Annotated in this window: 21 protein-coding genes; 7 read left to right on the top strand and 14 right to left on the bottom strand. The window is 49.9% G+C overall.

Annotated features, from left to right (window positions below; genetic code table 11):
* Nucleotides 1–705 precede the first annotated feature (705 nt).
* Together RQP52_RS17705 and gltB are read right to left on the bottom strand one after the other, a co-directional pair.
* Nucleotides 706–2190: a glutamate synthase subunit beta gene (locus RQP52_RS17705; protein ID WP_315953111.1), complete on the bottom strand. Its 1485-nt coding sequence runs from the start codon at nt 2188–2190 to the stop codon at nt 706–708.
* A gap of 68 nt (nt 2191–2258) precedes the next feature.
* Entirely contained in the window at nt 2259–6851 is a 4593-nt protein-coding gene (gene gltB / locus RQP52_RS17700) for a glutamate synthase large subunit (RefSeq protein ID WP_315953110.1), read from the bottom strand.
* A 492-nt stretch (nt 6852–7343) separates the two neighbouring features.
* Here gltB and RQP52_RS17695 point away from each other — a divergent pair, with 492 nt between their 5' ends.
* From RQP52_RS17695 to RQP52_RS17675, 5 genes are all read left to right on the top strand, one after another.
* Nucleotides 7344–8321, top strand: a complete 978-nt coding sequence (locus RQP52_RS17695; protein WP_315953109.1) for an HD domain-containing protein — start codon at nt 7344–7346, stop codon at nt 8319–8321.
* Nucleotides 8322–8367: 46 nt separating this feature from the next.
* Complete coding sequence (locus RQP52_RS17690) at nt 8368–8946, top strand: thymidine kinase (protein WP_315953108.1); 579 nt, start codon at nt 8368–8370, stop codon at nt 8944–8946.
* A gap of 76 nt (nt 8947–9022) precedes the next feature.
* Nucleotides 9023–10204: an MGDG synthase family glycosyltransferase gene (locus RQP52_RS17685; RefSeq protein WP_315953107.1), complete on the top strand. Its 1182-nt coding sequence runs from the start codon at nt 9023–9025 to the stop codon at nt 10202–10204.
* A gap of 33 nt (nt 10205–10237) precedes the next feature.
* Complete coding sequence (locus RQP52_RS17680; RefSeq protein ID WP_315953106.1) at nt 10238–10735, top strand: hypothetical protein; 498 nt, start codon at nt 10238–10240, stop codon at nt 10733–10735.
* A 56-nt stretch (nt 10736–10791) separates the two neighbouring features.
* Nucleotides 10792–11520, top strand: coding sequence for a polysaccharide deacetylase family protein (locus RQP52_RS17675; protein WP_315953105.1), 729 nt, complete (start codon nt 10792–10794; stop codon nt 11518–11520).
* On the opposite strand, the gene RQP52_RS17670 is transcribed toward RQP52_RS17675, so the two are convergent.
* On the bottom strand, nt 11517–12518 hold the full coding sequence (locus RQP52_RS17670) for a C40 family peptidase (RefSeq protein ID WP_315953104.1): 1002 nt from the start codon (nt 12516–12518) through the stop codon (nt 11517–11519). The genes RQP52_RS17675 and RQP52_RS17670 overlap by 4 nt on opposite strands.
* Before the next feature lie 147 nt (nt 12519–12665).
* Entirely contained in the window at nt 12666–13865 is a 1200-nt protein-coding gene (locus RQP52_RS17665; protein ID WP_315953103.1) for a YCF48-related protein, read from the bottom strand.
* Between the two features lie 245 nt (nt 13866–14110).
* On the opposite strand from RQP52_RS17665, the gene RQP52_RS17660 reads away from it, so the two are divergent.
* Entirely contained in the window at nt 14111–15112 is a 1002-nt protein-coding gene (locus RQP52_RS17660; RefSeq protein WP_315953102.1) for a M23 family metallopeptidase, read from the top strand.
* On the top strand, nt 15112–15561 hold the full coding sequence (locus tag RQP52_RS17655; RefSeq protein WP_315953101.1) for a bactofilin family protein: 450 nt from the start codon (nt 15112–15114) through the stop codon (nt 15559–15561). The genes RQP52_RS17660 and RQP52_RS17655 overlap by 1 nt, the downstream gene beginning before the upstream one ends.
* A 77-nt stretch (nt 15562–15638) precedes the next feature.
* On the opposite strand, the gene RQP52_RS17650 is transcribed toward RQP52_RS17655, so the two are convergent.
* The 10 genes from RQP52_RS17650 to RQP52_RS17605 all read right to left on the bottom strand — a co-directional run bounded on the left by RQP52_RS17650 (nt 15639) and on the right by RQP52_RS17605 (nt 26021).
* Nucleotides 15639–16394 (bottom strand): sugar phosphate isomerase/epimerase family protein, encoded by a 756-nt coding sequence (locus RQP52_RS17650; RefSeq protein ID WP_315953100.1) that lies wholly within the window; start codon nt 16392–16394, stop codon nt 15639–15641.
* Nucleotides 16391–17332: an aldo/keto reductase gene (locus tag RQP52_RS17645; RefSeq protein WP_315953099.1), complete on the bottom strand. Its 942-nt coding sequence runs from the start codon at nt 17330–17332 to the stop codon at nt 16391–16393. Before RQP52_RS17645 ends, RQP52_RS17650 begins: the two co-directional genes overlap by 4 nt.
* 12 nt (nt 17333–17344) lie before the next feature.
* Nucleotides 17345–18271, bottom strand: coding sequence for a carbohydrate kinase family protein (locus RQP52_RS17640; protein WP_315953098.1), 927 nt, complete (start codon nt 18269–18271; stop codon nt 17345–17347).
* Nucleotides 18272–18302: 31 nt separating this feature from the next.
* Entirely contained in the window at nt 18303–19322 is a 1020-nt protein-coding gene (locus tag RQP52_RS17635) for a LacI family DNA-binding transcriptional regulator (RefSeq protein ID WP_315953097.1), read from the bottom strand.
* A 122-nt stretch (nt 19323–19444) separates the two neighbouring features.
* Nucleotides 19445–20356, bottom strand: coding sequence for a carbohydrate ABC transporter permease (locus tag RQP52_RS17630; protein ID WP_315953096.1), 912 nt, complete (start codon nt 20354–20356; stop codon nt 19445–19447).
* 75 nt (nt 20357–20431) lie between these two features.
* Nucleotides 20432–22159, bottom strand: a complete 1728-nt coding sequence (locus tag RQP52_RS17625; protein ID WP_315953095.1) for an extracellular solute-binding protein — start codon at nt 22157–22159, stop codon at nt 20432–20434.
* A gap of 93 nt (nt 22160–22252) precedes the next feature.
* Nucleotides 22253–23212 carry an ABC transporter permease gene (locus RQP52_RS17620; RefSeq protein WP_315953094.1) on the bottom strand — a complete coding sequence of 320 codons (960 nt, stop codon included), beginning with the start codon at nt 23210–23212 and terminating at the stop codon, nt 22253–22255.
* 231 nt (nt 23213–23443) lie between these two features.
* Nucleotides 23444–24469, bottom strand: coding sequence for an ABC transporter substrate-binding protein (locus RQP52_RS17615; RefSeq protein WP_315953093.1), 1026 nt, complete (start codon nt 24467–24469; stop codon nt 23444–23446).
* Nucleotides 24470–24484: 15 nt separating this feature from the next.
* On the bottom strand, nt 24485–25249 hold the full coding sequence (locus tag RQP52_RS17610) for an ABC transporter permease (RefSeq protein ID WP_315953092.1): 765 nt from the start codon (nt 25247–25249) through the stop codon (nt 24485–24487).
* A complete protein-coding gene (locus RQP52_RS17605; RefSeq protein ID WP_315953091.1) occupies nt 25182–26021 on the bottom strand; it encodes an ABC transporter ATP-binding protein in 840 nt (279 codons plus the stop codon). Before RQP52_RS17605 ends, RQP52_RS17610 begins: the two co-directional genes overlap by 68 nt.
* Between the last annotated feature and the right edge of the window lie 39 nt (nt 26022–26060).

Genomic DNA, 26060 nt, shown 5'->3' with positions numbered 1-26060 from the left:
CTATAACCGCAAACGAGTTCATAGCTCCCTCGGCTATGTTTCGCCTGTTCAGTTTGCGGCGACCTTTTCAGAAACTGCGTGATCGTCACTTAATGATGTGTTTACTTTCTTGACAGAGGTCCAGGGTGGGCGTTAACTGTGAACTTTAGAGCAGTATTAAGTAATTTCAAGGCTGTTAGCGTCTCCTGGGTCCGTTAGAACTTGTATCCGGCCAAAATACGGTAAATAAGGTCGCCCAGTCCGTTAGAGGAGTTGCCCGGTACGAGCCAATGCTTGTTAAGAGCCTGGTACGAGCGAATTTTTGAGGTGGAGAACACCAGCGCCGATAAAAATTCAGCGTTACTGAGACACTTTGCGGAGGGGGAGCCTCATACTAACGTCAAAGTAGACAACGATACACCTTTGAGGATCTACTGGCCGCTATTCCATCAAATTCCGCCCGTTTCCGCGTTCAGGCGGAACTACAGGGCGTTATTTGACCGCCTAACCCCGTTTCTTTTAAGAAAACGGACAAATAGCGGCCCACAGTTCCCCTACACGCGAAATAGAGCCTATTTTGATGAAATAGCGCCCTGTAGTCCCCCCCCCTTGCCAGGGAGGAATTGCCAATCGATAGCAGCACACCCTTCAAGGGATGGAGTGCTCAGCTCAACATACAAAAAGGAAGGCCCTAAACCAAGGGACCTTCCTTTCCTATTTTCCATCCTATGGTAAATTCGACGAACCCATCAAATAACGATCAACCTCACGTGCCACCGCACGCCCCTCATTGATCGCCCAGACAACAAGACTTTGACCGCGTCGCATGTCACCAGCGGCAAAAACGCCTTCCACGCTCGTCGCAAACTTGCCATACTCCGCTTTCGCATTGGAGCGCTCGTCTTTGGCGACGCCAAGCTGATCCAGCACCGTGTTCTCCGGTCCTGTGAAACCCATCGCGATCAGGACCAGCTGCGCTGGATACACCTTCTCGCTGCCGGGCACTTCCACAGGGACGAACGCGCCCTTCTCGTTCTTTTGCCACTCGATCAGCACCGTGTGCAGCTCTTTCAAGTTGCCGTGCTCATCCCCCACGAACTTCTTCGTGTTGATTAAGTACTGGCGCGGGTCTTCGCCTTGAACCGCAGCAGCCTCTTGTTGACCGTAGTCCACTTTGAGGACCTTCGGCCACTCCGGCCAAGGATTATTCGCCGGACGCGTCTCCGGGGACTTCGGCATGATCTCGAACTGTGTCACGCTTTTGCACTTGTGGCGCAAAGAAGTGCCGACACAGTCCGTCCCCGTATCGCCGCCGCCGATCACGATAACGTCTTTGCCTTCCGCGGAAATAAATTCACCGTCGGCATGTTCGGAATCCAGCAAGCTTTTCGTGTTCTTGCTGAGGAATTCCATCGCCAGGTGGATGCCGCCAAGCTCGCGGCCTTCAATCGGAAGGTCGCGGCCCTTGGTGGCGCCGCCGCACAACACGATGGCATCGAACTCCTCTTGAAGCTTCTCGATCGGATAGTTCACTCCGACGTGGGCGGAGGTGATGAACGTGACCCCCTCTGCTTCAAGCAGGTCTACACGGCGCTGGACGTACTTTTTGTCCAGCTTCATGTTCGGGATACCGTACATCAGCAGTCCGCCCACGCGGTCCGCGCGCTCGAACACCGTCACCCAGTGTCCGGCTTTGTTCAGCTGCGCTGCGGCAGCGAGCCCGGATGGACCCGAGCCTACGACGGCAACCTTTTTGCCTGTGCGCACTTCAGGCGGCTCCGGCCTGATCCAGCCTTCTGCGAAGCCTTTATCGATAATGGCTTTTTCGATGCTTTTGATCGTAACCGGCGTGTCCTTGAGGCCCACTGTACAGGAACCCTCACATGGCGCAGGGCACACACGTCCCGTGAATTCCGGGAAGTTGTTCGTCTTGTGCAGACGATCGAGCGCTTCCCGCCATTGTCCACGATACACGAGATCATTCCACTCCGGAATGAGATTATTAACCGGGCAGCCGGCAGCCATGCCGCTGATCAAAGCTCCCGTGTGGCAAAACGGAATGCCGCAATCCATACATCTTGAACCTTGCGTCTGCAATTTATCATCCGTCAGCGGTGTCGCGAACTCTTTCCAATGGCCAATACGGACCAGCGGAGCGGCTTCGGTGGCCACTTCTCGGCGATGTTCTATAAAACCCGTTGGTTTACCCATGAACGTTTAGTCCCTCCTAAGAGTTTTGCTTTAGCAAAACTTACGTCGTAAGCCTCTGCTCCGATTCGTTAGTTTCCACCGACACGGGAAACATCCCGCATATTTGCCTCGAAAGCAACCATGATGGCCTCTTGCTGGCCAAGTCCGGATCGTTTCACCTTCTCGATGGCATCAAACATCCGCTTGTAGTCCTTCGGTATCACCTTCACGAACTTCCAAACGTATTCATCCCAGTGCTGTATGACGCGGTGGGCAACGCTGCTATCCGTAAATGTCGCATGATGCTGAATCATCGTTCTCAGTTCGTTCATTTCAAAAGCTTCTTCAACCTGCTCGAGATGGATCATCTCTTTGTTAACCTTGTCGGCAAAATCGCCATTCTCATCCAGCACGTAAGCAATTCCGCCGGACATCCCTGCCGCAAAGTTACGACCGGTCGATCCTAACACAACAACACGTCCGCCTGTCATATATTCACAGCCATGATCGCCTACGCCTTCGACAACTGCCCGCACACCGCTGTTTCTTACACAGAAGCGCTCGCCGGCAATACCTCGAATGTACGCATCACCATCGGTAGCCCCATAGAAAGCTGTGTTTCCAATAATTACATTCTCTTCCGGGACAAAAGCAGATTGGGAAGGCGGGAAAATGACCAGTTTACCACCGGATAACCCTTTCCCCACGTAATCGTTGGCATCGCCTTCCAACGAGAGCGTAACCCCCTTCGGCACGAAAGCGCCGAAGCTCTGGCCGGCCGAGCCGTTAAAGTGAAGGCGAATCGTGTCGTGAGGCAAGCCCTCTACGCCATGGCGGCGAGTGACTTCACTGCCGACAATCGTGCCGACAACGCGATTCGTATTGGCGATGTCCATGCTCGCATGCACATGTTCCTTACGCTCAATCGCAGGTTCGCAGATCTCAAGCAGCTTCGTAACGTCCAAAGAGCGATCCAATCCGTGATCCTGCGGCATTTGGCAGAATCGGCCCACATTTTCGCCGACATTCGGCTGATGCAGAAGCGGCGATAAATCAACGCCTTTGGCTTTCCAGTGCGCCACAGCTTGCTTGGACTCAAGCACATCGGTACGTCCAACCATTTCCTCAATGGTTCGGAAGCCAAGCTCGGCCATCAGCTCACGCACATCCTGCGCGATGAAGGTCATGAAATTCACCACATGCTGCGGATCGCCGGCAAATTTCTTGCGCAGCTCCGGATTTTGCGTAGCCACTCCAACCGGACAAGTATCCAGATGGCACACGCGCATCATCACGCAGCCAATTGTAATAAGCGGAGTCGTCGCGAAGCCGAACTCCTCGGCACCGAGCAGCGCAGCTACGACCACGTCGCGCCCTGTCATCAGCTTGCCGTCCGTCTCGACGGTGATACGGCTGCGCAGGTCATTGAGAACGAGTGTCTGATGCGTTTCCGCAAGACCGAGCTCCCAAGGCAGTCCCGCGTGACGGATACTCGTCTGCGGTGACGCGCCCGTTCCTCCGTCGTAGCCGGAGATAAGGACGACGTCCGCTTTCCCTTTGGCTACGCCGGCAGCGATGGTGCCAACCCCAACTTCGGATACCAGCTTAACGCTGATACGTGCACGCGGGTTGGCATTCTTGAGATCGTGGATCAGCTCTGCGAGATCCTCGATCGAATAAATATCGTGATGCGGCGGTGGCGAAATCAAACCTACGCCTGGCGTAACCCCGCGAACCTCGGCCACCCAAGGATACACCTTGGTGCCCGGGAGCTGGCCGCCCTCGCCGGGCTTCGCGCCCTGCGCCATCTTGATCTGAATCTCGTCGGCATTGACGAGATAATGGCTTGTGACGCCGAAGCGGCCGGACGCCACCTGCTTGATCGCGCTGCGGCGCAAGTCGCCGTTCGCATCCGGCGTGAAGCGCTCCGGATGCTCGCCGCCCTCGCCGGTGTTGCTCTTGCCGCCGATGCGGTTCATCGCGATCGCGATCGTCTCATGCGCTTCTTTGGAGATGGAGCCGTAGGACATGGCTCCCGTCTTGAAGCGCTTAAAAATCGACTCGATCGGCTCCACCTCTTCGATCGGGATCGGCCCGCGGCCTGCTTTGAAGGTCAGCAGTCCGCGCAAAGCCATATATTTCTCATCTTCGCGTTTGATGAGCTTCGCAAAGTTCTTATACTGGGCGTAATTGTTCGTGCGAACCGCCGATTGAAGAGCATGCACGGTTTCCGGTGTGTACAGGTGGTCTTCCCCGTCCCGGCGCCACTGCAAATCACCGCCGGTATCGAGCACCTTATCGCGCCCCTCCTGCTCAGAGAAAGCACGCTGGTGGCGAAGCACCGCTTCCTTAGCCACAACATCGATTCCTACACCGCCAACCGGCGTATAGGTCCAAGTGAAATATGCATCAACCAGCTCTTGGCTGAGGCCGATCGCTTCGAAAATTTGCGCCCCACGATAACTTTGAATCGTGGAGATGCCCATTTTCGCCAAAACCTTCACGACGCCTTTGGTCACTGCCTTGATGTAGTTATAAGTTGCTTTATCATGATCAATGCCGACAAGCTGATTGCGTCTGATCATGTCATCTAACGTTTCCAAAGCCAAATACGGATTGATCGCACCTGCGCCATAGCCAAGCAGCAAAGCAAAATGATGCACTTCGCGCGGTTCGCCCGACTCGACAAGCAAGCTGACTTTGGTCCGAGTCCCTTGGCGAATCAGATGGTGATGCAGTCCTGATGTTGCCAGCAGTGCTGGGATCGGCGCCTTTTGCCCGTCCACGCCGCGATCCGAAAGAATTAACAAGGAAGCGCCATCTTGGATCGCCCCGTCCGCAGCAGCATAAAGGGCTTGCATCGCGCTTTCCAAGCCAGCCGTGCCTTGAGCAGCCTCGAACAAGGTAGGAAGTGTTACCGTCTTAAAGCCGTCACGCTGAATATGACGCAGCTTCGCCAATTCTTCATTGGAGAGGAACGGCGTTTTCAACCGAATTTGACGGCAGCTCGCCGGCTCAGGGCTTATGAGATTGCGCTCTGGCCCGATCGTTGTGCCCTGCGCTGTGATGATTTCTTCGAAATTGGCATCGATCGGCGGATTCGTGACCTGTGCGAACAATTGTTTAAAGTAGTTGTATAGCAGTTGCGGCCGATCGGACAACACGGCAAGCGGAGCATCCGTACCCATAGATCCGATAGGGTCTACGCCTGTTTTGGCCATAGGCTCAAGAATTTTACGCAGTTGCTCAAATGTGTAGCCAAAAGCTTGCTGACGCTGCAAGACCGTGTCATGATCGGAACCAAGCACGATAGGCGCATCATCCAAGTCCTCCAATGAAACAAGATGTTCATTCAACCAGTCACGATAAGGCTGCTCGCCGGCAATGCCGCTTTTAATTTCTTCGTCGGCTACAATGCGGCCTGATACGGTATCAACCAGCAGCATGCGACCCGGTCTAAGGCGATCTTTGTACAAAATCCGCTCAGGCTCAATGTCCAAAACGCCAACTTCTGAGGCCAGAACGATGAGATCATCCGTAGTGACATAGTAACGCGATGGACGCAAACCATTACGGTCAAGGATAGCGCCAATCTGACTGCCATCCGTGAAGGCAATTGCTGCCGGTCCGTCCCACGGCTCCATGAGTGTGCTGTGGTACTCGTAGAACGCTTTTTTGGCGTCATCCATCGACTCATGTTTGGACCACGGCTCAGGCACCATCATCATCGCCGCATGCGGCAGCGAACGTCCTGAAAGCATGAGGAACTCAAGCGTATTATCAAACATTTGCGAATCCGATCCGTCGGTATCAATAATAGGAAGAATGCGTTTGAAATCTTCGCCAAACAGTTCCGAATCGCACATCGCCTGACGTGCATACATCCAGTTCACATTTCCACGCAGCGTGTTGATCTCACCGTTATGAATCAGATAGCGGTAGGGATGCGCACGCTCCCAGCTTGGGAATGTGTTCGTACTGAACCGGGAGTGAACGAGCGCAAGCGCGGTCTCCACCTTCTCGTCCTGCAGCTCCATGTAGTAAGCGTCGACTTGCTTAGGCGTCAACATCCCTTTATAAACGATTGTTCGGCTAGACAAGCTAGAATAGTAAAATTGCGAATCCTGAATCGACGACTTGATAGCGTTTTCAGAAAGTTTACGTATGACGTACAGCTTCCGTTCAAAATCGAGATTGCTCGCCACATCCGAACTTTCTCCAATAAATACCTGGCGTACGAAAGGTTCTGCCGACTGTGCGGATTCTCCAAGTGAGCTGTTATCTGTAGGAACAGTTCGCCAACCTAAGAATTGCTGACCTTCCTCGCTAACAATGCGCTCAATGATTTTCTCGCATGCTTGGCGCGCCTCCAGATCTTGAGGCAAATAGACCATACCTACACCATAGTGACCTGCTGCAGGAAGCTTGATGTTTTCCTCCGCACAAGCAATTTGGAGATACGCGTCCGGAATTTGCATCAAAATTCCCGCTCCGTCGCCTGTGTTCTGCTCACTGCCTTGACCACCGCGATGATCTAAATTGCAAAGTACACGAAGCGCTTGCTTGACGATTTCATGCGATTTAACACCTTTAATATTGGCTACAAAGCCGATACCGCAGGCATCACGCTCGAACTGAGGATCGTACAATCCTTGCTTGGGAGGTAACCCGTTTTTGGTCATGTTGTGCAACCTTTCTTTTCTGGTTTTTGGACACACTTTGTCCAATGTACGCTTTAAAGTATTAAATTGTCGAATCATGGTGACGCCTATTTCACTCAAATATATTGAATAGTACAAATTGGTGAAATAGTCTCAATATTTTTTATATTATATTAACACCAGAAATAGTATAGTTCAATCTAATTGTAAAGGTTTTCATTTTAATATTTTTATAAGATAGTCCTAAAAAAAGGAAGTGGCGGCCAAGTATCGCTATCCGCTTTATTTTTCAATGGAGGAACTTCAACTTAAACCGCGATTCCGCCCATAATTAACAAGTGCAGCTGCCGCTGCCAGCCCCGCATGAAAGAAGCATCCACAGCTTGTTGTGCATGTTTTACGCTGCCTTTTCATACGCTCATGATAGCGAACTTTCTATGTTTCATGCTATGATAGCTAATGCGCTGAAATGAAATATACATCCAGATTCCACAGCCTAGGAGGAACGCTGCTTTGAGTCTACAGCATACTTTTTCGACTGGGATGATTTGGGAGCCCCTTTATAAGTGGCATATACCAGCCCATCCGGTTGAAGTCCAGCTTTTCCGATCGCAGCCGGTACGCCGTTTGAAGTTTTTGCATCACTTCGGAGCTTCCGCGCTTTTTTCGCCAATGACCCATTCACGGTTCGAGCACACTGTTGGTGTGTGGTCCTTGATGGCCCATTTTTGCCCGGACGAGCCCTTGCTTCGCATAGCTGCACTTTTGCATGACATCGGCCATTTGCCCTTTTCGCATGCGGTGGAACGAACACTCGGTTATGACCACCATCAACATACAGAGCGACTGATCCTGAACGGACCCGTTGCCGACATCCTGACTGAGCATGGCATCTCTCCAGCAGCGATTGTATCCATTTTGAATCAGGACAGCCCTTTAACGAACAAAACTTCCTTGATGGGCCTTGATCATCTGGACAGTTTTTTGCGGGATACGCATTATGCCGGGCTGCAGCTCATGCCGCCTTCCGATCTCGTCCGTAAGCTGCGCCTTCGCGGCAATTATATAGAAACAGATGAAGAAACGGCAGCTGCGCTTATTCATGCGGTCGTGGAGGACCACCGTATTTTCCTTAGCCCTCCCTTCCTTGCCATGGATGCGCTGCTCGCCAAAGCGGTGGCTCATCACTGCGAAACGAACCCGGGTATGAAAGAAAAGCTTCCATCCCTTTTGGATCATGAGCTCATTCAGGAGCTGCTGCAAAGTGCAAACCCGGTGGCTAAGGACACGATGCATGTTTTAATGTACGAACCCCATCGCATTCAGATTACGGAAGAGCCGGTGAAGGGCAGTATTGAAGTCAATATTCGTAAAATATACAAGAAACAGCCGCTGATCGGCGACAAACCGGCTTCGGAAACAAGTTTCCAGGCCGCCGTGAAATTAGAAGAGCTTCAATCTCTTTCAGCTACTTATTTTTTTAACATATAGTCATACATCCATTCGATCCTAGATCTTCAGAGGGGACTGGCCCAGCTTGGCAAAATTATATTTCCGTTATGGTACGATGAACAGCGGCAAATCCATTGAAGTACTGCGCGTTGCGCATAATTATGAAGAACAAGGTAAAAAAGCGCTCCTCCTGACATCCGTCGTTGATGACCGTTTTGGTGTTGGCAAGGTCGTATCCCGAATCGGCATGCAAAAAAATGCCATTGTGGTAGACGATACTTTGGACATGGTTGAACTGGCGCAAATAGAGTCTCCTAACTGTATCCTTGTGGACGAGGCGCAATTCTTAACCAAAGGACAGGTCGCGCAATTGATCACGATTGTTGATGACTTGAACATCCCTGTTATCGCATATGGCTTGCGGGCGGACTTCATGGGGCAACTCTTTGAAGGAAGCATGGCACTGATTGCGGCGGCGGATACGATTGAGGAAATTAAAACGGTCTGCTGGTATTGCGACAAGAAAGCGATCATGAACATGCGCTGCAAGGATGGAGAGCCTATCTTCCACGGTGAGCAGATTCAAATCGGCGGCAATGAAAGTTATGTCCCTGTCTGCCGCAAATGCTACGCATCGAAGCTGAAAGCAACGCTTAACGGCTAACTTGCAGGGATTTCCCCGCAAATTACGTCTAATCTATAAATAAGATTGATATGGTTGTCAAAGAAAGGTGAGTTCCTTGCGAAAAAAACGGATTTTGCTCTTATCTGAGGGCTTCGGGAAAGGTCATACACAAGCTGCACACGCACTTTCCGTTGAGCTGAGACAAAACTCATCGGAAATTATTACACGCGTTCTTGAGCTCGGCGCATTTTTGCACCCTACCCTTGCACCTTGGATCTTCTCGGCATACCGCCGCACGGTTACTTCACAACCCAAACTCTATGGTATGCTTTACCGCAATCAATATGAAAAGTCACTGGGCCGCTTTGCAGGACTCTTCCTGCACCGGATGTTTTATTCCCAAACCAAAGCGATTATCAAACAGCTCAAGCCGGATATTATCGTGTGTACGCACCCTTTTCCAAGCGCGATCGTTTCACGATTGAAACGCGCCGGACTTACGGTGCCTTTGTTCACCGTGATCACCGATTACGATGTCCACGGTGCATGGATTGACTCTGCCGTAGACAAATATATGGTTTCGACGCCGAAGGTGCAAGAGCGTCTCATCGCCCGCGGCGTACCGGAGACGAACATCGAAGTTACAGGCATCCCCGTCCACCCTGACTTCCATCTCGAGCATAGCAAAGTGCAGACCCGCAAGCAGTTCGGGCTTAACGCCATGCCTACAGTGATGGTAATGGGCGGCGGTTGGGGTGTTTTTAAGAAGGAAGAAAAAGAAGAATTGTTAACGTATTTAGCCGGCTGGAGCAAGGATATACAGCTTCTCATCTGTCTCGGGACGAACGAGAAAGCACGCCAGCAGCTGTTAGAGGAAGAGATTTTCCGGCAGCCGAACATCCATCTGATTGGGTACACCAATGAGATTAATAAACTAATGGACATTTCGGACCTATTGATCACAAAACCTGGTGGGATGACCTGTACCGAAGCTATGGCCAAAGGCATTCCGATGCTGTTCTACAGCCCCATTCCCGGACAGGAAGAAATGAATTGCCAATATTTTCAGGATCAAGGTTACGGTCAAATGATTACATCTCTCGAAATGGTCGATCACTGGTTCAAGCTGTTGCTGGAGCAGTATCCCGAGCTTTCGAAACGCCGCATCACGATCCGCAAGCATCAGAAATTCGGCGCCCAAGATTGCTCCAGAGCTATCATTCAGTATTTAAAGTTATCCGATCAACGTCCCTATCGGCAGGCATCAACAACAACACCGCTCATACAATGGTATTAACCATGTATAGGGCGGTGATTTTTTTTGGACCCCTTGAAACGATTCGGCAAGCAGGCTATCTTTGTTTATTTGCTCGCATGGTTCATCGGCAGTCTCTGGATGATGGCCGTACTCGGCAGCGGGTCCGTTCAGGGGAAACTATTAGGCATTGACGTAAGCCGGTATCATGAGTATGCCTGTTTTGGCTTTGCCGGCGCATTGGGCGGGGCCTTGTACGGCCTGAGGATGTTCCACGAACATTATCATGACTTGACTTCGCAGTGGATGTACTGGTATTTCATGAGGCCCATCCTCTGTTTCGGTTCAGCGATCATCACCATCGTCTTGTTCGAGAGCGGCATTATGCTGCTGCAGGTCGGCGATTCCATGTCGGCACGCATTTCTATCGCTTTTTTGACCGGTTATGGGTATGGTAAATTTATGGAAAAAATCAAGGCGCTTACGACTACCTTCTTCAATGGGAATGGAACTACAAACGGAAACGGAAATGGGAATGGCAATGGCAACGGAAGTGAACCGCCGAAATCTTGAATTCCTTTCAGGGGAATTGGAAACGCTACTTGTACCAAATCAACGAAGGAGACATCATGAGAATCATTGCCGCTTTGTGTATTTGCTTGTTTTTGTTGCAGCCAGTAGCAGCCAGCGCCGCCCCTAAGAAAGACCGTAGCTACTATGAAAACCGTGGAGAAATTGTCTGGGAAGTGAATACGGATGAGAAAGTGATCGCTCTTACTTTCGATGACGGTCCGCATCCCAAGTATACGGCGCAAGTTCTAGAACTGCTTAAGCAGTATGACGCGAAGGCAACCTTTTTCGTCGTCGGCAACAAAATTCAGCTCTATCCCGATGTGCTGGAACAAACAGCTCGAGAAGGTCATGAGATTGCTAATCATACATACAGCCATGCCTACATCGGGCGGAATACCAATATCAAGAAAGAGCTGAATACGACGGAGGATCTGATTGTTGGAAAAACAGGGCAGCGGTCACAATTGTTCCGTCCGCCTGGGGGCTTCTACAACGAACGACTTGTGTCCGTTGTCAAAGATGAGGGCTACAAAATGATCATGTGGAGCTGGCAGCTGGATACGAAGGATTGGGATACACCGGGGGTCAATCGCATTGTGAACACAGTGCTGAAAAATGCAAAAAATGGGAACATCGTTTTGTTCCATGACTATATTGAAGGCCCGACGCAAACCATCGCCGCCTTGAAGATTATTTTGCCTGAATTAAAAAACAGGGGATACAAGTTAATCACCGTATCGGAGCTTCTTGGCTATAACAAGGCCATCCCCGCGAAAATTCATTAAGACAACACACGCTTGGCCTTAACAAAGCGATCTTTCCAAACAGCATCAAGCTCCGAGATCGTTACGCCGATGCCTGTACGGAAGGTATGCAGGATAAGTCCGTTACCCATATAGACCGCCACATGGCCGATCTGTTCGGTACCTTCTTTGTTTTTGCGCTTGGGAGTCGTGAAAAACACGAGATCACCCTCGCGCAATTCGTTCATGGACACCTCGGTCCCTCGTTCACTTTGCTGACCTGTATCGCGAGGCAAGTTTACCTCTTGGGTCGCAAACAGGTATTGGAGAAAGGAAGAACAGTCGAATGCATCGGTTTGACCTCCCTTCGCTCCGAATACGTAAGGGGTACCAAGGAAGCTCATTCCTTTGATAATGAGAGGTTCAGCTTTACGTTTCCACATTTCATCCTTACTATCGGAAGTCGCCTTTTGTTCGTATTGTTCTTTGATTTTCACAATCTCAGCGGAGGCGAGATTCACCTTCTTCACACCCGGAACGGGGTCATCTCCCTCTCGAACCTGCTCTAACGCAGGCTTATTTATAGAAGGCGTCGCAGAAATGACCACAGCTGGTGCCTGGCTTGCCTGTGGTGGTGCCAAGTTCTCTTGTACCTCTGTCGTTGTAGCTGGAGCCGCTGCCGTGGGAGTCTCTTCTTCACCAGTCCCAGGCAGGGTCACAGGTGGCGATAAGCTTGGGGCTGCTGCTTTGGGCGTCGCTGAAGGTTTCGCTATTGGCTTCGCTGTCCGAGCCGGGGATGACGTGGAAGGTGCTGTCTCTACCGTACTTTTTGTTATAGGTACTGCTGAGGGGGTTGGTTCCGGGGTTGCCGATTCAGCTGGAAGTGCTGGTGGTGCCGGTTCTGTTGGTATGGTTTGATGATCGTTCGTATTCGTCAATGCCGCGTTCAGCGCCATGTTTTCCGGATTTTTCACAGTAAAACCAATAAGTACGGCAAGTGCGATGACTAGCGTAGAAATCGTATATTTAGGGGCTAGCATGTCTGACCTCCTGTGTATGTGCAGATATAGCAAGTCTATACATACCATTCTACCACCACTTCCGTGGTTAGGGGGTCGTAACCGTTGGAATTTCATGGATGAGAAAAAGCCTTACCGTTAGCCATCAGCTTCCGGTAAGGCTTTTTGTTATTTCGGTGCATCGAAGGTATGCGCCTTCGTCCAGTTCACACCACCTGTGCCGGTGGTGTACATCACGCTCGGCTGCTCATTGTCATTCGTGATCAGCCAGCCTTGATTGGCATCTGCCATGCCCAGCAGAAGCTCGCCGTAGCCGGTGAACGTCTCTTTGCCGTTCACCCAGGTTTTGCCGCCGTCCTTCGTCCATCCGACGGAGTTCGGCTTGTCGCAGCTCGGGCATTGGCCGCCCATGAAGGCTACGTCGGGACTTACGACGTAGAGCGGCCCGGGCTTCGAGCCCGTGTTCTTCGGCCCTGCGGTATCACCTGCAGGGATGCCGGGGGCCGGCCCGCCTCCAGCGGTGCTGTTCGCGAGCACCGTCTGCCAGGTCTTCCCGCCGTCCTTCGTGTGGAACAAGGAATACGAGGTTTGGGTCATCCCTGACTCACCGATCAGCTCAATCCAGGCATCGTTCGCTCCGGCGGAACGAATCACAGTGCCAGTGAGGCCCGCGGCACTTTTGCGGGACATTACGCTGTTCCACGTTTTTCCTCCATCCTGGGTTCTCATCACTTCCACTGTGTCTTTTCCTTGCTTGACGGCCCACCCGTTATTGGCATCATGGAAATAAGCATCTCCTGTAATACCGTCAGGTACAGGCATATTCGTCCACTTTACGCCGCCATCCACGGTGTGAGCATTCCCGCTGAACGCTTCCCCTTTCGATACAAAATGAAAGAAGGCGGCGTTCGGCATTTGACCGACAGATGCCCAATGTTGGCCTCCGTCCTTGGTGCTTAGCAAGCTGCCTTCCGTCCCGACACTCGCCCAAGCTTCTTTTCCATTCAGAGCAAACAATTGTTTGACATCGCCTTTGCCCTCATATTGAACCTGCCACTTTGCACCGCTGTCATCCGTATGAGCAATCCACCCGTGACCGCCAATCCAGCCGGATTTGGCATCCGCCAAGCGAACAGCCGTCACCCCCGTCATAGCAACTTTCGATGGTTTATCACTGGTTCCGGAGACGGGTGTGCCAGAGGGAGTTGCCGTTTGATCCGTTGGTTGTACAGTTGGTTGTGAACTTGTAGTCGCTGTCGGCTGAGGTGAATCGGACACGCTCACAGCCCCGTTCGTCGTTCCGGACGACTCGCATCCGGCAAGCGTCATAGCAGCTAACGCTAATATCGGTATATATTTTTTCAACATCCAAATCACTCCTTTCACTTCTTGTACTGCGCCATTCTTCCCTATAGACGTAATTTTTTCTAAAAAAGTTGAGTACGGGGACATCCTGCCTACACCCAATTTTATATCCAAATTTAGTATGTCCTGCATCAGGGAATTCATTGGCTAATTTTTGCAAATGAATAAATTAGGCATGACTCCTCTTCTTTTCGAATACAATCCAATCAAGGAGGGGGGACTTTTATTACGGAAAGGAAGAGGATCGGTTGAGATTCATATGGGGTAAAAAAGAATTAACCTTCATGATCATTCCGGGCGCCAACCGCCGTACCGTAAGATTTAAGCTTCCGCACAGTAGCTTGTATATTGTGCCTAGCGTGATCCTGCTCGTGCTGATTGGTTTTTTTGTCACGATTTACTTTATGAATACCTACTCCCATCAAACGAAAGAAAACTTGCAGCGAACGTTCGATGGACAAGAACGCCAACTAGTTAATCAAATTACACTTAAAGATAATGAACTTGAGCAGCTTCAAGCTAATTTGATTGACTTATCCCAGCAAGCAGATGAGTTTAAGAGCAAGCTCGAAGAAATTAAGAAACTAGATCATGTCATACAGTTAATGAGCGAATCAGAAGAACCAAACAGGACAAGCAAAAAGTTGTCCGCATTAAGTGACTCTACTGCCAACTCGGATGTTGGCGGCAACGAGGTCCCGGTCACTTCACAGGAAGTGACTCAGCTTGTGAGCAATACCAAACAAGGGCTTTCTACCTTGGTCGGGGATATCAACGCACTGCTTGTTAATCTCAGCGAGTCGGAAGCGCGATTGAAGGAAGCCGACTATTTAAGGAGCATCACGCCAACCCTCTGGCCCATCACCACGCATAGTCTTACTTCCGGTTTCGGCATCCGCAAAGATCCCTTCACAGGTAAGCCATCCATGCATACGGGCCTTGACCTCGACGGCGAGTTAGGCGATCCCGTTTATGCAACTGCTTCAGGCAAAGTGATCGAAGCCAGCTTCGACAATGAGTACGGCAACCGTATTATTGTCGATCATTCGCGCGGCATTCAAACCGGTTATATGCATCTGAATAAAATGCTCGTGAAACGCGGAGAATCAGTAACAAAAGGTCAACTGATCGGCCTGCTTGGTTCCACAGGACGAAGCACGGGTTCCCATCTGCATTACGAGGTACAGAAAAACCGTGTCCCCATTGACCCCACCCCTTATCTAATAAGCAATAGAAAGGATGAACGCTAATGCTTGGAAGCTCGAAACCGAAGCGCATAGATACGAAAACAACGGACACGTTAATCGGGGCAAGTACCATCTGCGAAGGAAAAATTATGTCCGAAGCCAGCCTTCGTATTGAAGGCCAGCTGCATGGCGACATTGAATGCGCAGGCGATATCACCATTGGCGAAAATGCTGTCGTCCAATCCAACATCCAAGCGCGCGACGTCATCATTGCCGGCAAAGTGAAAGGCAACATACAGACCAAAGGCAAGCTCCTCGTCACCAGCTCCGGCGTGCTGGTGGGCAACATCGATGTCCGCTCCTTCATTGTTCAGGAGGGCGGGATTTTCCAAGGCAGCAGCGCGATGCAAATCGCTTCCGTGAGCGACAAAAGCGGCGGCGGCAAGGTCATCGACGCGCAGGCGCATAAGCAGCAGAAAAACGAGCAGCAAGCTGCTTCCGGCGGAAATTAATAAGGACTGTCCTCCAAAGAAGTAAAGTTTCTTTGGGGGACAGTCCTTATTTGTGTTTTCCTAGGGAACTACAGGGCCTAAACCAATTTCTTCTCCAGCTCCAACAAGTTGGCTAAGCTGATAGCCAGACTATCCATTGGACTGCCTGGGCAATAATCCTGCTCAACAGCGAACCATTCAACGCCATTTTGCAATCCCCATGCTAGAATAGGTGCAAAATCGATGATTCCTGTGCCGATCTCGGCAAAATATTGTTTTCCGTCAGAGGTCATATCCTTCAAATGAAGAATCGGCATACGGAACGCGTAGTTACTGATGAAAGAAAGCGGGTCTTGACCTGCTTTTTGGACCCAATACGTATCGATTTCCGGATAAACAGCCGGGTCTTCGAGCAGATATTCAAGCGCAAACTTTCCATCCATCGTCGTATGAAATTCAAAGTCATGATTGTGGTAACCGACCCGATAGCCTGAGCCGCTCACCACAGAAGCAACTTGATGCAAATCGTTGCGCACGCTGAGGTAGCCTTCCGGATTTTGCAGGCCATTCGGCAGGGAATGACAGATGATATCCCGGGTATCGAATAGCCTGGCTTCCTCCAATACAGCCTCAAGATCGTGTTTCATCCGCTCTAAGCCTACATGCATGCCTGCCGTACGCAGGCCGGTTTCCTTCATCACAGCCGCAATGTCCGCGGCGGGATACCCGTGTAATCCGTCGATTTGGACGGCTGCCCACCCCATCTTTTTCAACTCTCTTAACACGCCCGGAAAATCCTGTTTAAGTTCGTTTCTTAACGTATACAACTGGGCTGCCAGCTTCTGTCTAATCATTTCGCAGCTTCCTCCCGTTCTAGATTTAACCACGCAAGCTCCTCCGGCGTAAACGGAATATGCATAGCTTCTATTGAAGTTTGCAGTTCTTCAGGATTTTTCGGACCGATGATTGCACAAGACGGAAAAGACTGATTCAGCACATAGGCTAATGCAATTTGAATGGGGCTGACGCTTTTTTCCGCGGCAAGTTTGGCTGCACGACGGTACCGCTCCCAATTATCATCGCTATAATAAACCCTAACTATTTCAGAATTTTCGTGATTGTCCGGCGTAAAATGGCCGGAGAAAAAACCTCCTGCCTGCGAGGACCACGCAAGGAGCGGCAGTTGATTGCCCCCATGCCATGCACAGGTGTCAGCATCGGCCGATACACAGCCTTCCCATCTGGGCTCTTTCGGCTTAGCAAGGCTTAGATTCGGGCTGCTGAACGTAAACCCGATCAATCCATGGGAAGCAGCATATTCATTCGCTTGCTGAATACGCCCAAAGGACCAGTTGGAAGCTCCGATAGCCCGGATGCGTGATGCTTGAATGTGCTCATTCAATTCTTCCATGATCGGACCTACCGCTGTATCAGGATCATCGCGATGGAGGGCGTACAAGTCGACATATTCCGTCCCTAATCTGTCCAGACTCTCCAGCAGATCCTTTCGAATGGCCTGTGGATTCACCCGCGGACCGGGGCTGCCATCGTCATGATGAGCACCCTTGGTGAGAATGACAACCTTCTCCCGCAGCTGCTTTTCCTCCAGCCACTGGCCGAGAATAACCTCTTTATTCCGATATTGATGAGCTGTATCGAAGGTATTGCCGCCTGCGCGTATATAAGCATCCAGCATCATCCGCTGCGGTTCCTCCAATTTCCTCAAATCCCCAGTGCCCATGATCAAGCGGGAAATGGCTTTGTCTACACCTTGTATGTGCATCTTCTGCATTCAAAATCCTCCTCACCTGTTTTGCCTGATAAAGGCTTCCAGCCCTTCACGGTCTGGCGTGCCCGTACTCCCGCCGTAAGCTCCAACTGACAAAGCTCCGCATACATTGCCGTACAGCAGACATGTCTCCACATCTAACCCCGTCAAAAAACCATAGATATAACCGGCGTTAAACGAATCCCCTGCTCCTGTCGTATCGACGGCTTCCACCGGGAATCCGGGGCTCATCGTTTGCAAGCCGTCTTTCATCGCTGCGGCTCCTTGTGAGCCAAGCTTAATGACAACATGAGGACTGAAGCCCGACATATAGCTTAAACTATCCTCGATGTACTCAAATCCTGTATAATGACGGGCCTCCGTTTCGTTCATCAGGAAAACATCCACATGCTGCATCAACTCAAAAACACCCGAATACCATTCTCCGGTATCATCCCAACCTACATCGCAAGAAAGGGTAGCTCCCGCTTCCTTCAATCGCTTAGCCATGGCCACGAATTCGGTGTGGTTGCGCCGCCCTCTGTAGCCGGTAACATGCACATGCCTGCCTAACGCGATTTGCCCTAAATCCAGTTCCTCTACATGCAGTTCAGCATTGGATCCCACATAGGTAATAAAAGAACGGTCCAGCTCAGGATTAATGGCAATTGTGATTCCTGTCCGACTTGTTTCGCTTGTTCGGACCATACTGGTATCGATACCATATCCAACAAAACGTTCCCGGATATAATGACCGTAGCCATCATTTCCAAGAATACCGTCAAATGCAACATGCAGCCCTAGCTTAGCTAACGCAATTGTAAATAAAGCTGCGCCTCCGCCCACATGCATCATCATGTTATCTACGAAAATTTCTTGTCCAGGTTGAGGGATTTGATTACAGCCCACTACCACGAGATCAATATTGACATCGCCGATGACTACCGCATCAAACTTCTTCACGCCGCTCTCCCTCTTCCGCTCTGTTCTCTGCCTATCTCTCTTTTTGATATACCTTACAGCTATCGCGAACGACGAGCTTGTGTTTCAGTACCAAATCTTCCCGCGGACTGGAGCCGGGATTCGAGATGATGTCAATCATCGTATTTACCGTAATTTTCCCCATCTCCTGAATGGGCTGCTCCATAGAGGACAACCGCGGTCGTACGAGTTCTGTCAGTTGGCTTCCATCAAATCCGATAATCGATATATCGTCAGGGACTTTAAGCTGATGGTCATGTATACAGTTCATAGCGCCTACCGCCATATCGTCACTCACTGCAAATAAAGCGGTGGGACGAGGTTCACAGGCCAGCAGTTCCTTCATCATGTCATATCCGCTTTGCGTCTTATAGTCGCCAAATCGGATATAATCGTTGATGATTCTGACCGATTGATCCTTCAGGGCATTCCGGTACCCTACGTAACGATTCTGCCCGGAGGTAACGTCTCGCATATCCCCGCCTATAAAAGCAATCCGCTCATGACCGAGCTCAGTTAAATACTTGGTCGCATCATAGGCTGCCTCGTAATCATCGATAATGACAGAAATGAACTTATGATCGACAGGTCTTACACTTGAAAAAATGATCGGAATATCCAATTTATGAATAAAATTGCGAATTTCTTCGCTTAACTTTTCATGCATAATAATGATGCCGTCTACACGCATCTCATGAAATACATTCAAATATTTCAGTTCTTTATCCGTATCCTCGATAATGTTGCAGACCAGCAGGTTGTAATCATTCAAACTCGCCGTTTCCTCGATGCTGCTCAAGATCGTCGAATAGAAGCTTGAGGTTAGATCGGGAACAATCACTCCAATCAGGTTCGTTTTCTTCCGCACCAAGCTTCTCGCGATATGGCTGGGCGCATAACCAAGCTCGTCAATCGCTCGTTTCACTTTGGCCTTCAGATCGTCCTTCACGTACTTCTCTCCGTTTAATACTCTGGAGACCGTGGTGACGGATACTCCCGCTTTTTGGGCTACATCTTTGATTTTGGGCGCCATGATTATCATCCTTCCTTACTCGCAACATGAACAGTTTTCTCTGTAGTCGACAGAACCATATTTATACATTTTATCACACATTGGGCATGGCGAAGATCATCAATTATTCGGCTGCAAGCCGTTTATTCTTTGACCGATCCGATCATAGCTCCCTTTGCAAAATATTTCTGTATAAATGGATATGCCGCAATAATGGGCGCCACAACTACAATAATCGTGGCCATCTTCAGAGAATCACCCGTTAGCTGCATCCGCTCCAGCATTTGAAACTGGGACGAACCTGCTGCCTGCATCAGGGACTCCCGAATAGCATCCTGTTTGGTCAGCATCTCTTGCAGCAAGGTGGATAACGGTCTCAGTGATGCGGTTCTGACATAAAAAGCACCTGTGAACCAGTCATTCCAATGACCCACTGCCGTAAACAAGGAGATTGTGGCCAGCACAGGCTTGCTTAACGGCATGATGATTCGCATAAAAATGCCGAAATCGCTGCAGCCATCCAGCTTCGCCGACTCCTCCAGGCTGATGCTGATTTGTTGGAAAAACGTACGCATGATGATCAAATTCCACGCGCTATACAGGCCCGGAAGAACATAGACCCAGATGGTGTTCGTCAAATGCAAGCTTTTGAGCAGCATATAATAAGGAATAATGCCGCCGGAGAACAGCATGGTAAAGAAAACCATCAGCGTAAAAAATCGGACGCCCGGCATCGTCTTGCTTTTTAGCGTATACGCAGCCATGGCTGATAGAAATACGCCGGCAATCGTACCCAAAGCCGTACGAAATATAGAAATGGCAAAGGCTCTGCCGATATTAGCCGATGTAAACACTTCACGGTAATTTTCCAGCGTCCATACGCGGGGCCAGAAATAGATACCCCCTCTTTCGGCATCCTTACCAGCGTTAAAGGAAAGCGCCAATATATTCAGAAAAGGAAGCACGATGGATAAGCACAGGAGAATAATCAGGGCATAATTAACGAACTTAAATATTTTCTCGCCTGCTGAGAGCTTATAGAATTCATTTCCCACGTTAATCTCTCCCCATACTAGAAGTGCGCTCCCGCTATTCCTGCAGGAGCGCCAGCCTCCTAACTCAGCTTTGGACTATTTGAGAATGACTTTCGTTTTAGGATCGCTGTCTTTTTTCTGAAGCAGCGCTTCGAATTGATCCAAGCCCGCTGCTTGCAGCTGCTTTTTCGAAGCATCTAGAATTTTCTGCGCTTCATCCATGCTTTTGGCGTAAAATGCGCGAATGATGCTTTCATTGTAGTTCGTTAAAGCCGTCTTCAACTCATTGCCCGTTGGAAGCTCGTTAATGAAGGAGAGAGGGCGATAACCATCGTTGATATTGGCGTTTTTCTTTTTCTCATCGTAGCCCCAGTAATCGGCAATTTTCAGCGGTGTCGCATTCGCTTCCGGAGAGACCGCATCGGCATACTGCATTTCGCCGAAATCACCCAGCCTGTTGATATCCGTACTGCCGAGATAACCTCCCCAGCCATTGCCTACGCCGTCAAAGCCCAATTCTTTGGCCGCCTTCGGATCCTTGTTGCGAAGCTCCAGCACTTCTTTTTTGACTAATGGATTGCCTTTGGCATCCAACGTGTAGTCCCTTCCTTCCAGACCGTACTGCCAGATCAGCTTCCCTTCGCGACTGGCCAGGAAATCTGCAAATTTGACGACGTCTTGCGGATTTTTCGTTGTTTTTGGAATCGACCAGGCCATATACCCGCTCTTAAAATCAACGTTCATCCGATATGTCCCATCCACAGAATTAATAGGCCCTAGCGGGATGTAACTCATATCCTTATTGAACTCCAGATAGTTATGCATATCGCCGATAATACCAAATGATCCGTTAATAGCTCCCTCCGTTGCTTTGTTCTCCTGCATGGCGTAGTAATCCGGCACCATCAATTTTTCCTTCAGAAGCTTCTGAACAAATTCAATGCGCTTTAGCGGATACTCCGTTTTGCTTTCATGCACAATTTTGCCGTCCTTATTCTTGTCGAAGCCTTGATCAATGGCCCCCCAGGTTAAACTGCTGAATAACGTGCCGTTCTCGTGATTGCTATTCCCCCAGTAGCGAGGGCCAATCGGCGTGATATCCTTACCATTTTTATCTTTGAAGTTGCCTTCTTTGATCTTTTGAGCAAGCTCATACACTTGATCGGTTGTGTTAATCGTCCGTGGATCAACATTCAGCTTCTCGGCGATGTCTTTACGAATGTAAGGGCCGGAAACATACTTGCGCTCTTCGTAGCCGCCTTCTCTTGGGACGTTCATATGGACAAAATAGCTCGAGCCGTTAAATTCTGGCCGGAACATCACACCGTTTTTCGTATCCAGCGGTAAATACTTATCATCCAAATACTTGCTGAACACCTTGGTCCCTTTTATAAGAGGAGTTAGATCTGTTAACATGTCTTCTTTGGCTGCTTTCAAAATGACGGGCATTTCCGGGCGGCCGCTGTTGTTCAGATAATAAACGATGAAGTCCGGCAAATCATTGGAAGCCAGCCCTGCAATGAGTCCATCAATCGCATGCTGCGAATTTACACCTTCCATTTGCAGCGTAATCCCTGTCATTTCCTTTACTTTTTTAGCAATCTCCGGGTTGATATCTTTCGTTATGTCATCGCTGTCAATAAACAGTAGTCCTTTAATGGTTCGGTCTGCAATCCAAGTTGCGGGCTTACCGCTGCTGGCAGATGAAGGTGTCGTAGAAGCCGAGTCCCCTCCTGCCGCAGGCTGAGTGGAGCTTTCACATCCTGCTAGCAGCAAGCTTGCTGCCAAGGGCATGGTCACCCATTTAACCCATCTTTTGCTCATCCAATACTCCCCTTTTCCATTAAATATTATGAATAACACCTGGCGGTGATCTTCAACACATCAACTGTCGAAAAGTGAAAGATTCTGGTATCGCTACCATATTGACTCGTCAAAGAACTTTTTTGAAGCCCGGTTCGCAGCCACAACAAGGATTAATCCAATTATGCCTTGCATTAAACCAACAGCTGTCGCATAGCCGTACTGTCCATTTTGAAGCCCTACCCGAATGATGTAGGTATCTAGAATATCCGCCAATTCCATATTGCCGGGAGTTCGCATGAGATAGATTTGATCAAACCCTGCCTGCAAAATATTGCCTAGCGATAAAATAAACAGAATCGAAATCGTTAAGCGAATACCTGGCAAAGTAACGTGCCAGATTTCGTGCCACTTATTAGCGCCATCTATTTTGGCGGCCTCGTGCAGTTCAGGATTAATGCCTGCTATAGCGGCCAAATAAATGATAGAGTCCCAACCAATACTTTGCCAAATATGACTGCCAAACATGAGAGGATAAAAGTATTTGCTTTCCATCATGAAAAACGTACTTCCATCTCCGCCAAAAAATCGGATCACCTCGTTGAGCAGTCCTGTATCCGGAGCAAGAATCCGCTGCATGAGGCCGATCACGATAACCCATGAAAGGAAATGCGGCAGATACGAAATGCTCTGGGCGATTCCTCGGAATCTCCGATGTCTGATCTCATTAAACATTAAGGCAAGCAGAATTGGAAAAGGCAATCCTATGAAAACTTTAATGCTGCTAATAATCAATGTGTTTTTAATAAGTTTCCCGCTTTGATAGTCGTTAAAAAATGCCTTGAAATACGTGAGTCCCACCCATGGACTGCCCAGTATCCCTTTGTTAAACTGATAATTCTTAAAAGCCAGCATCAATCCGCCCATAGGGATATACGAGAAAATAACGAAAAATACAAGACAGGGAAGGAGCATAAAGTATAAATGCTTGTGCTGTCGTATTCGTTTTCCCAGATCAGCATTTCTCTTCTTCACCGCAGTGCTGACAATAGCTTGCGGCAGATTCGTTTCCATGTCATGACCACCTTCCTAAGACATTTTCATTCTTTCTGGTATCGATTCCAGATTAGTGTCAAATAGAATCCTCATGATGAGGATTAGGTGTAGGAAAGCGGTTTCTGGAATCGCTTCCATATGGAATTAATCTCAGTATAGATGAGTTGGTTATATTTGGCAACGACTTTTTTTGAGGTTAAAAAAAGCCCGTATCCATCCAACGTTCGGATCGACACAGGCTTCTTGTTCTTACTTTCCATTCTTCACTTCTTCGAGCATGGATAAATCAACAAACTTACTGAGATCGAGCTCATTTTCCTTAATGCCCTTAATATATCGAGCAGCAATCGAGACCCTCGCCATCTCTTCCATCACTTTGACATCAACGTCCGTGGTGAGCTTCAGTCGGCTAAGCGAGGCTTTGATCAAGCCTTTGTCCATCCCTTTACCGCTATACTGCTTCAGCTGGTTGTTAATGAGCTCATAGGCTTGCTCCGGGTTGTTTTGAATGAACGCGATGCCGTCCATGTTGGCTTTGATCGCGCCTTTTACAATATCCCGATGGCGCTGAATCATTGAATCGCTCGCCACCATAATGACCGTCGGATAATCGCCGTTATTCGGCGGGATTGCCTGCCAATCGACGACGACCTTGCCGAGCCCGGCCTTCTCGATCTGCGTCCCCCATGGCTCGGGAACGAGCGTCGCGTCAATTTCCTTCTGCCGGAAGGAAATCAGCGCATCCGACGGGGAGCGCACGATAAGATGTGCGCTCCCCGCCTCTCGACCTAAAGAGATGCCTTCCTGCTGCAGCAGCATCCGCAGTGAAATCTCATTCGTATTCCCTTTGGACGGGATCGCAATCGTTTTATCCACCAAATCTTTAACGCCATTAATTCCTGCGCCATTACGGGCAACAAGCACCGCGCCGCCATTATTGGAGCCGGAAACGACCCGATAGTTCCCACTTTTTAGAAAAAACGTTGTCGCAGGTCCCGGACCTACGAATCCTACATCGATATCACCTGTCGCCATCGCAATGGATAAGTCAGATCCGTTATCGAAGGCCGTGACCTCGATCTTCACGTCATCGCCCCACTCTCGGGCGAAATAACCATTTTCGAGTGCGATATAGGCTGCGGCATGAGTGACATTTTTAAAAACACCAACCCTGACCACCTGCGGCTTACCGGAAGCTGTAAGCTTTTCCTCGCAGGCGCTCAGCATCGTAATAACGAGCAAAAGCAGCAGCAGCATCCATGCATTTTTTCTCATGCGATCCGCTCCCTGCTAAGACTTCGAGCCGGCGAGGCCGTAGCGCTCCAGCACTTTATCTTCCAGTTTCTTAAAGCAGAAATGGTCAGAGACCGTACCCAATACAGCGATAATGATGACGATACACAGCATCAGTGAAGTGTCGCCCAAATTACGCCCGTCCTGAAGCAACTGTCCGAGCCCCGCCCCTTTGGCAATAAGTTCCCCGGCAACAAGGGCGCGCCAAGCAAAAGCCCAAGCCGTACGCACCCCGTTGATCAAATGCGGGAAAGCAGCTGGAATCATGACCTGCACGAACATTTTATACCCGTTGCCTGTTCCCATCGTCTGCGCAGCGCGCAGGTAAATCGGCGGAATGTTCTTGATTCCTGTGCGGCTTGCGAGCGCCATTGTCCAGGTTGCGCCAAGCGTCGTAATGAAAATAACCGAAGATTCGTTAAGACCGAACCATATAATAGCAAAAGGCAGCCAAGCAATACTTGGAATCGTCTGCAGCGAAACGACCAGGAAACCAAGCGTATCATCCAGCAGACGGTACCGCGCGAATAAGAAACCTAATGTCGTCCCAATCGCAAGCGATAGGGCGAAGGAAATCAATAGCCGGATCATACTGGCTAGAGTCGCTGCAAGCAGCTCGCCATGCACCAATCCGTCATAAAAAGCTTGCAGCGTCTGGGTCGGCGAAGGAAATTTCCAGCCCCAATTAAACAGCCTAAATCCCGCCTCCCAAGCTATCAGAAGCAGTACCAGAAAAATCGTTCTTCTTAATGCGGTACTCATCGCCCGTCTCCTCCCTTACCACCTTCTCAAGCTCATCCGCCAGCGCGTCCATGGCTGCATTCTCTACATGGTGCAGCAGCGTATCTGCGGCATCCCGTGGTCTTGCCGCCTGCACGATGAACTCCTTTTTAATCGTGCCAGGGCGTGTGGACATGACGACTACACGATCTGAGAGGATAACCGCTTCCCGGATATTATGGGTGATGAAAAGAATCGTTTTACGCGTCCGCATCCAGATTTCTTCCAATTCCTTATGCAAAATAAGGCGAGTCTGCTCATCTAAAGCCGCAAACGGCTCATCCATCAGCAAAATCTCAGGATCCATCGCCAGCGCTCTGGCAATTGCCGCCCGCTGCTTCATCCCGCCCGATAGCTCATGCGGGTAACGATCTGCGAAGCGGCTGAGATGCACCGCTTTGATTTGCTCCATGGCGAGCTCGTGGCGCTCTTTTTTGGGAATCCCCTTCTGCTTGAGGCCAAAAGCCACGTTGTCCAGAACCGTAAGCCACGGAAACAGACCGTGTTCTTGGAACACAACCACGCGGTCGGCCCCAGCGCCGGTAACCTTTTTACCATTCACTTCAATCGTGCCTTCACTTTGCGTATCGAAGCCTGCAACGAGGTTCAGCACCGTCGATTTCCCGCAGCCGGATGGCCCCAGAATGGAGACGAACTCCCCTTTTTTTATCGTTAATGTGATATTGTCCAGCGCCTTATAATTGCCGCCGATTCGCTGTACGAACGTCTTGCTGACACCTTTAATCTCGATCAAAATGCTTCCCCCCACTCGGGTATATCCCGTAGTCGTTTC

The sequence above is a fragment of the Paenibacillus violae genome (assembly GCF_032461945.1).
Classification (GTDB): domain Bacteria; phylum Bacillota; class Bacilli; order Paenibacillales; family NBRC-103111; genus Paenibacillus_E; species Paenibacillus_E violae.
This window is presented reverse-complemented; position numbering and strand designations above follow the sequence as displayed.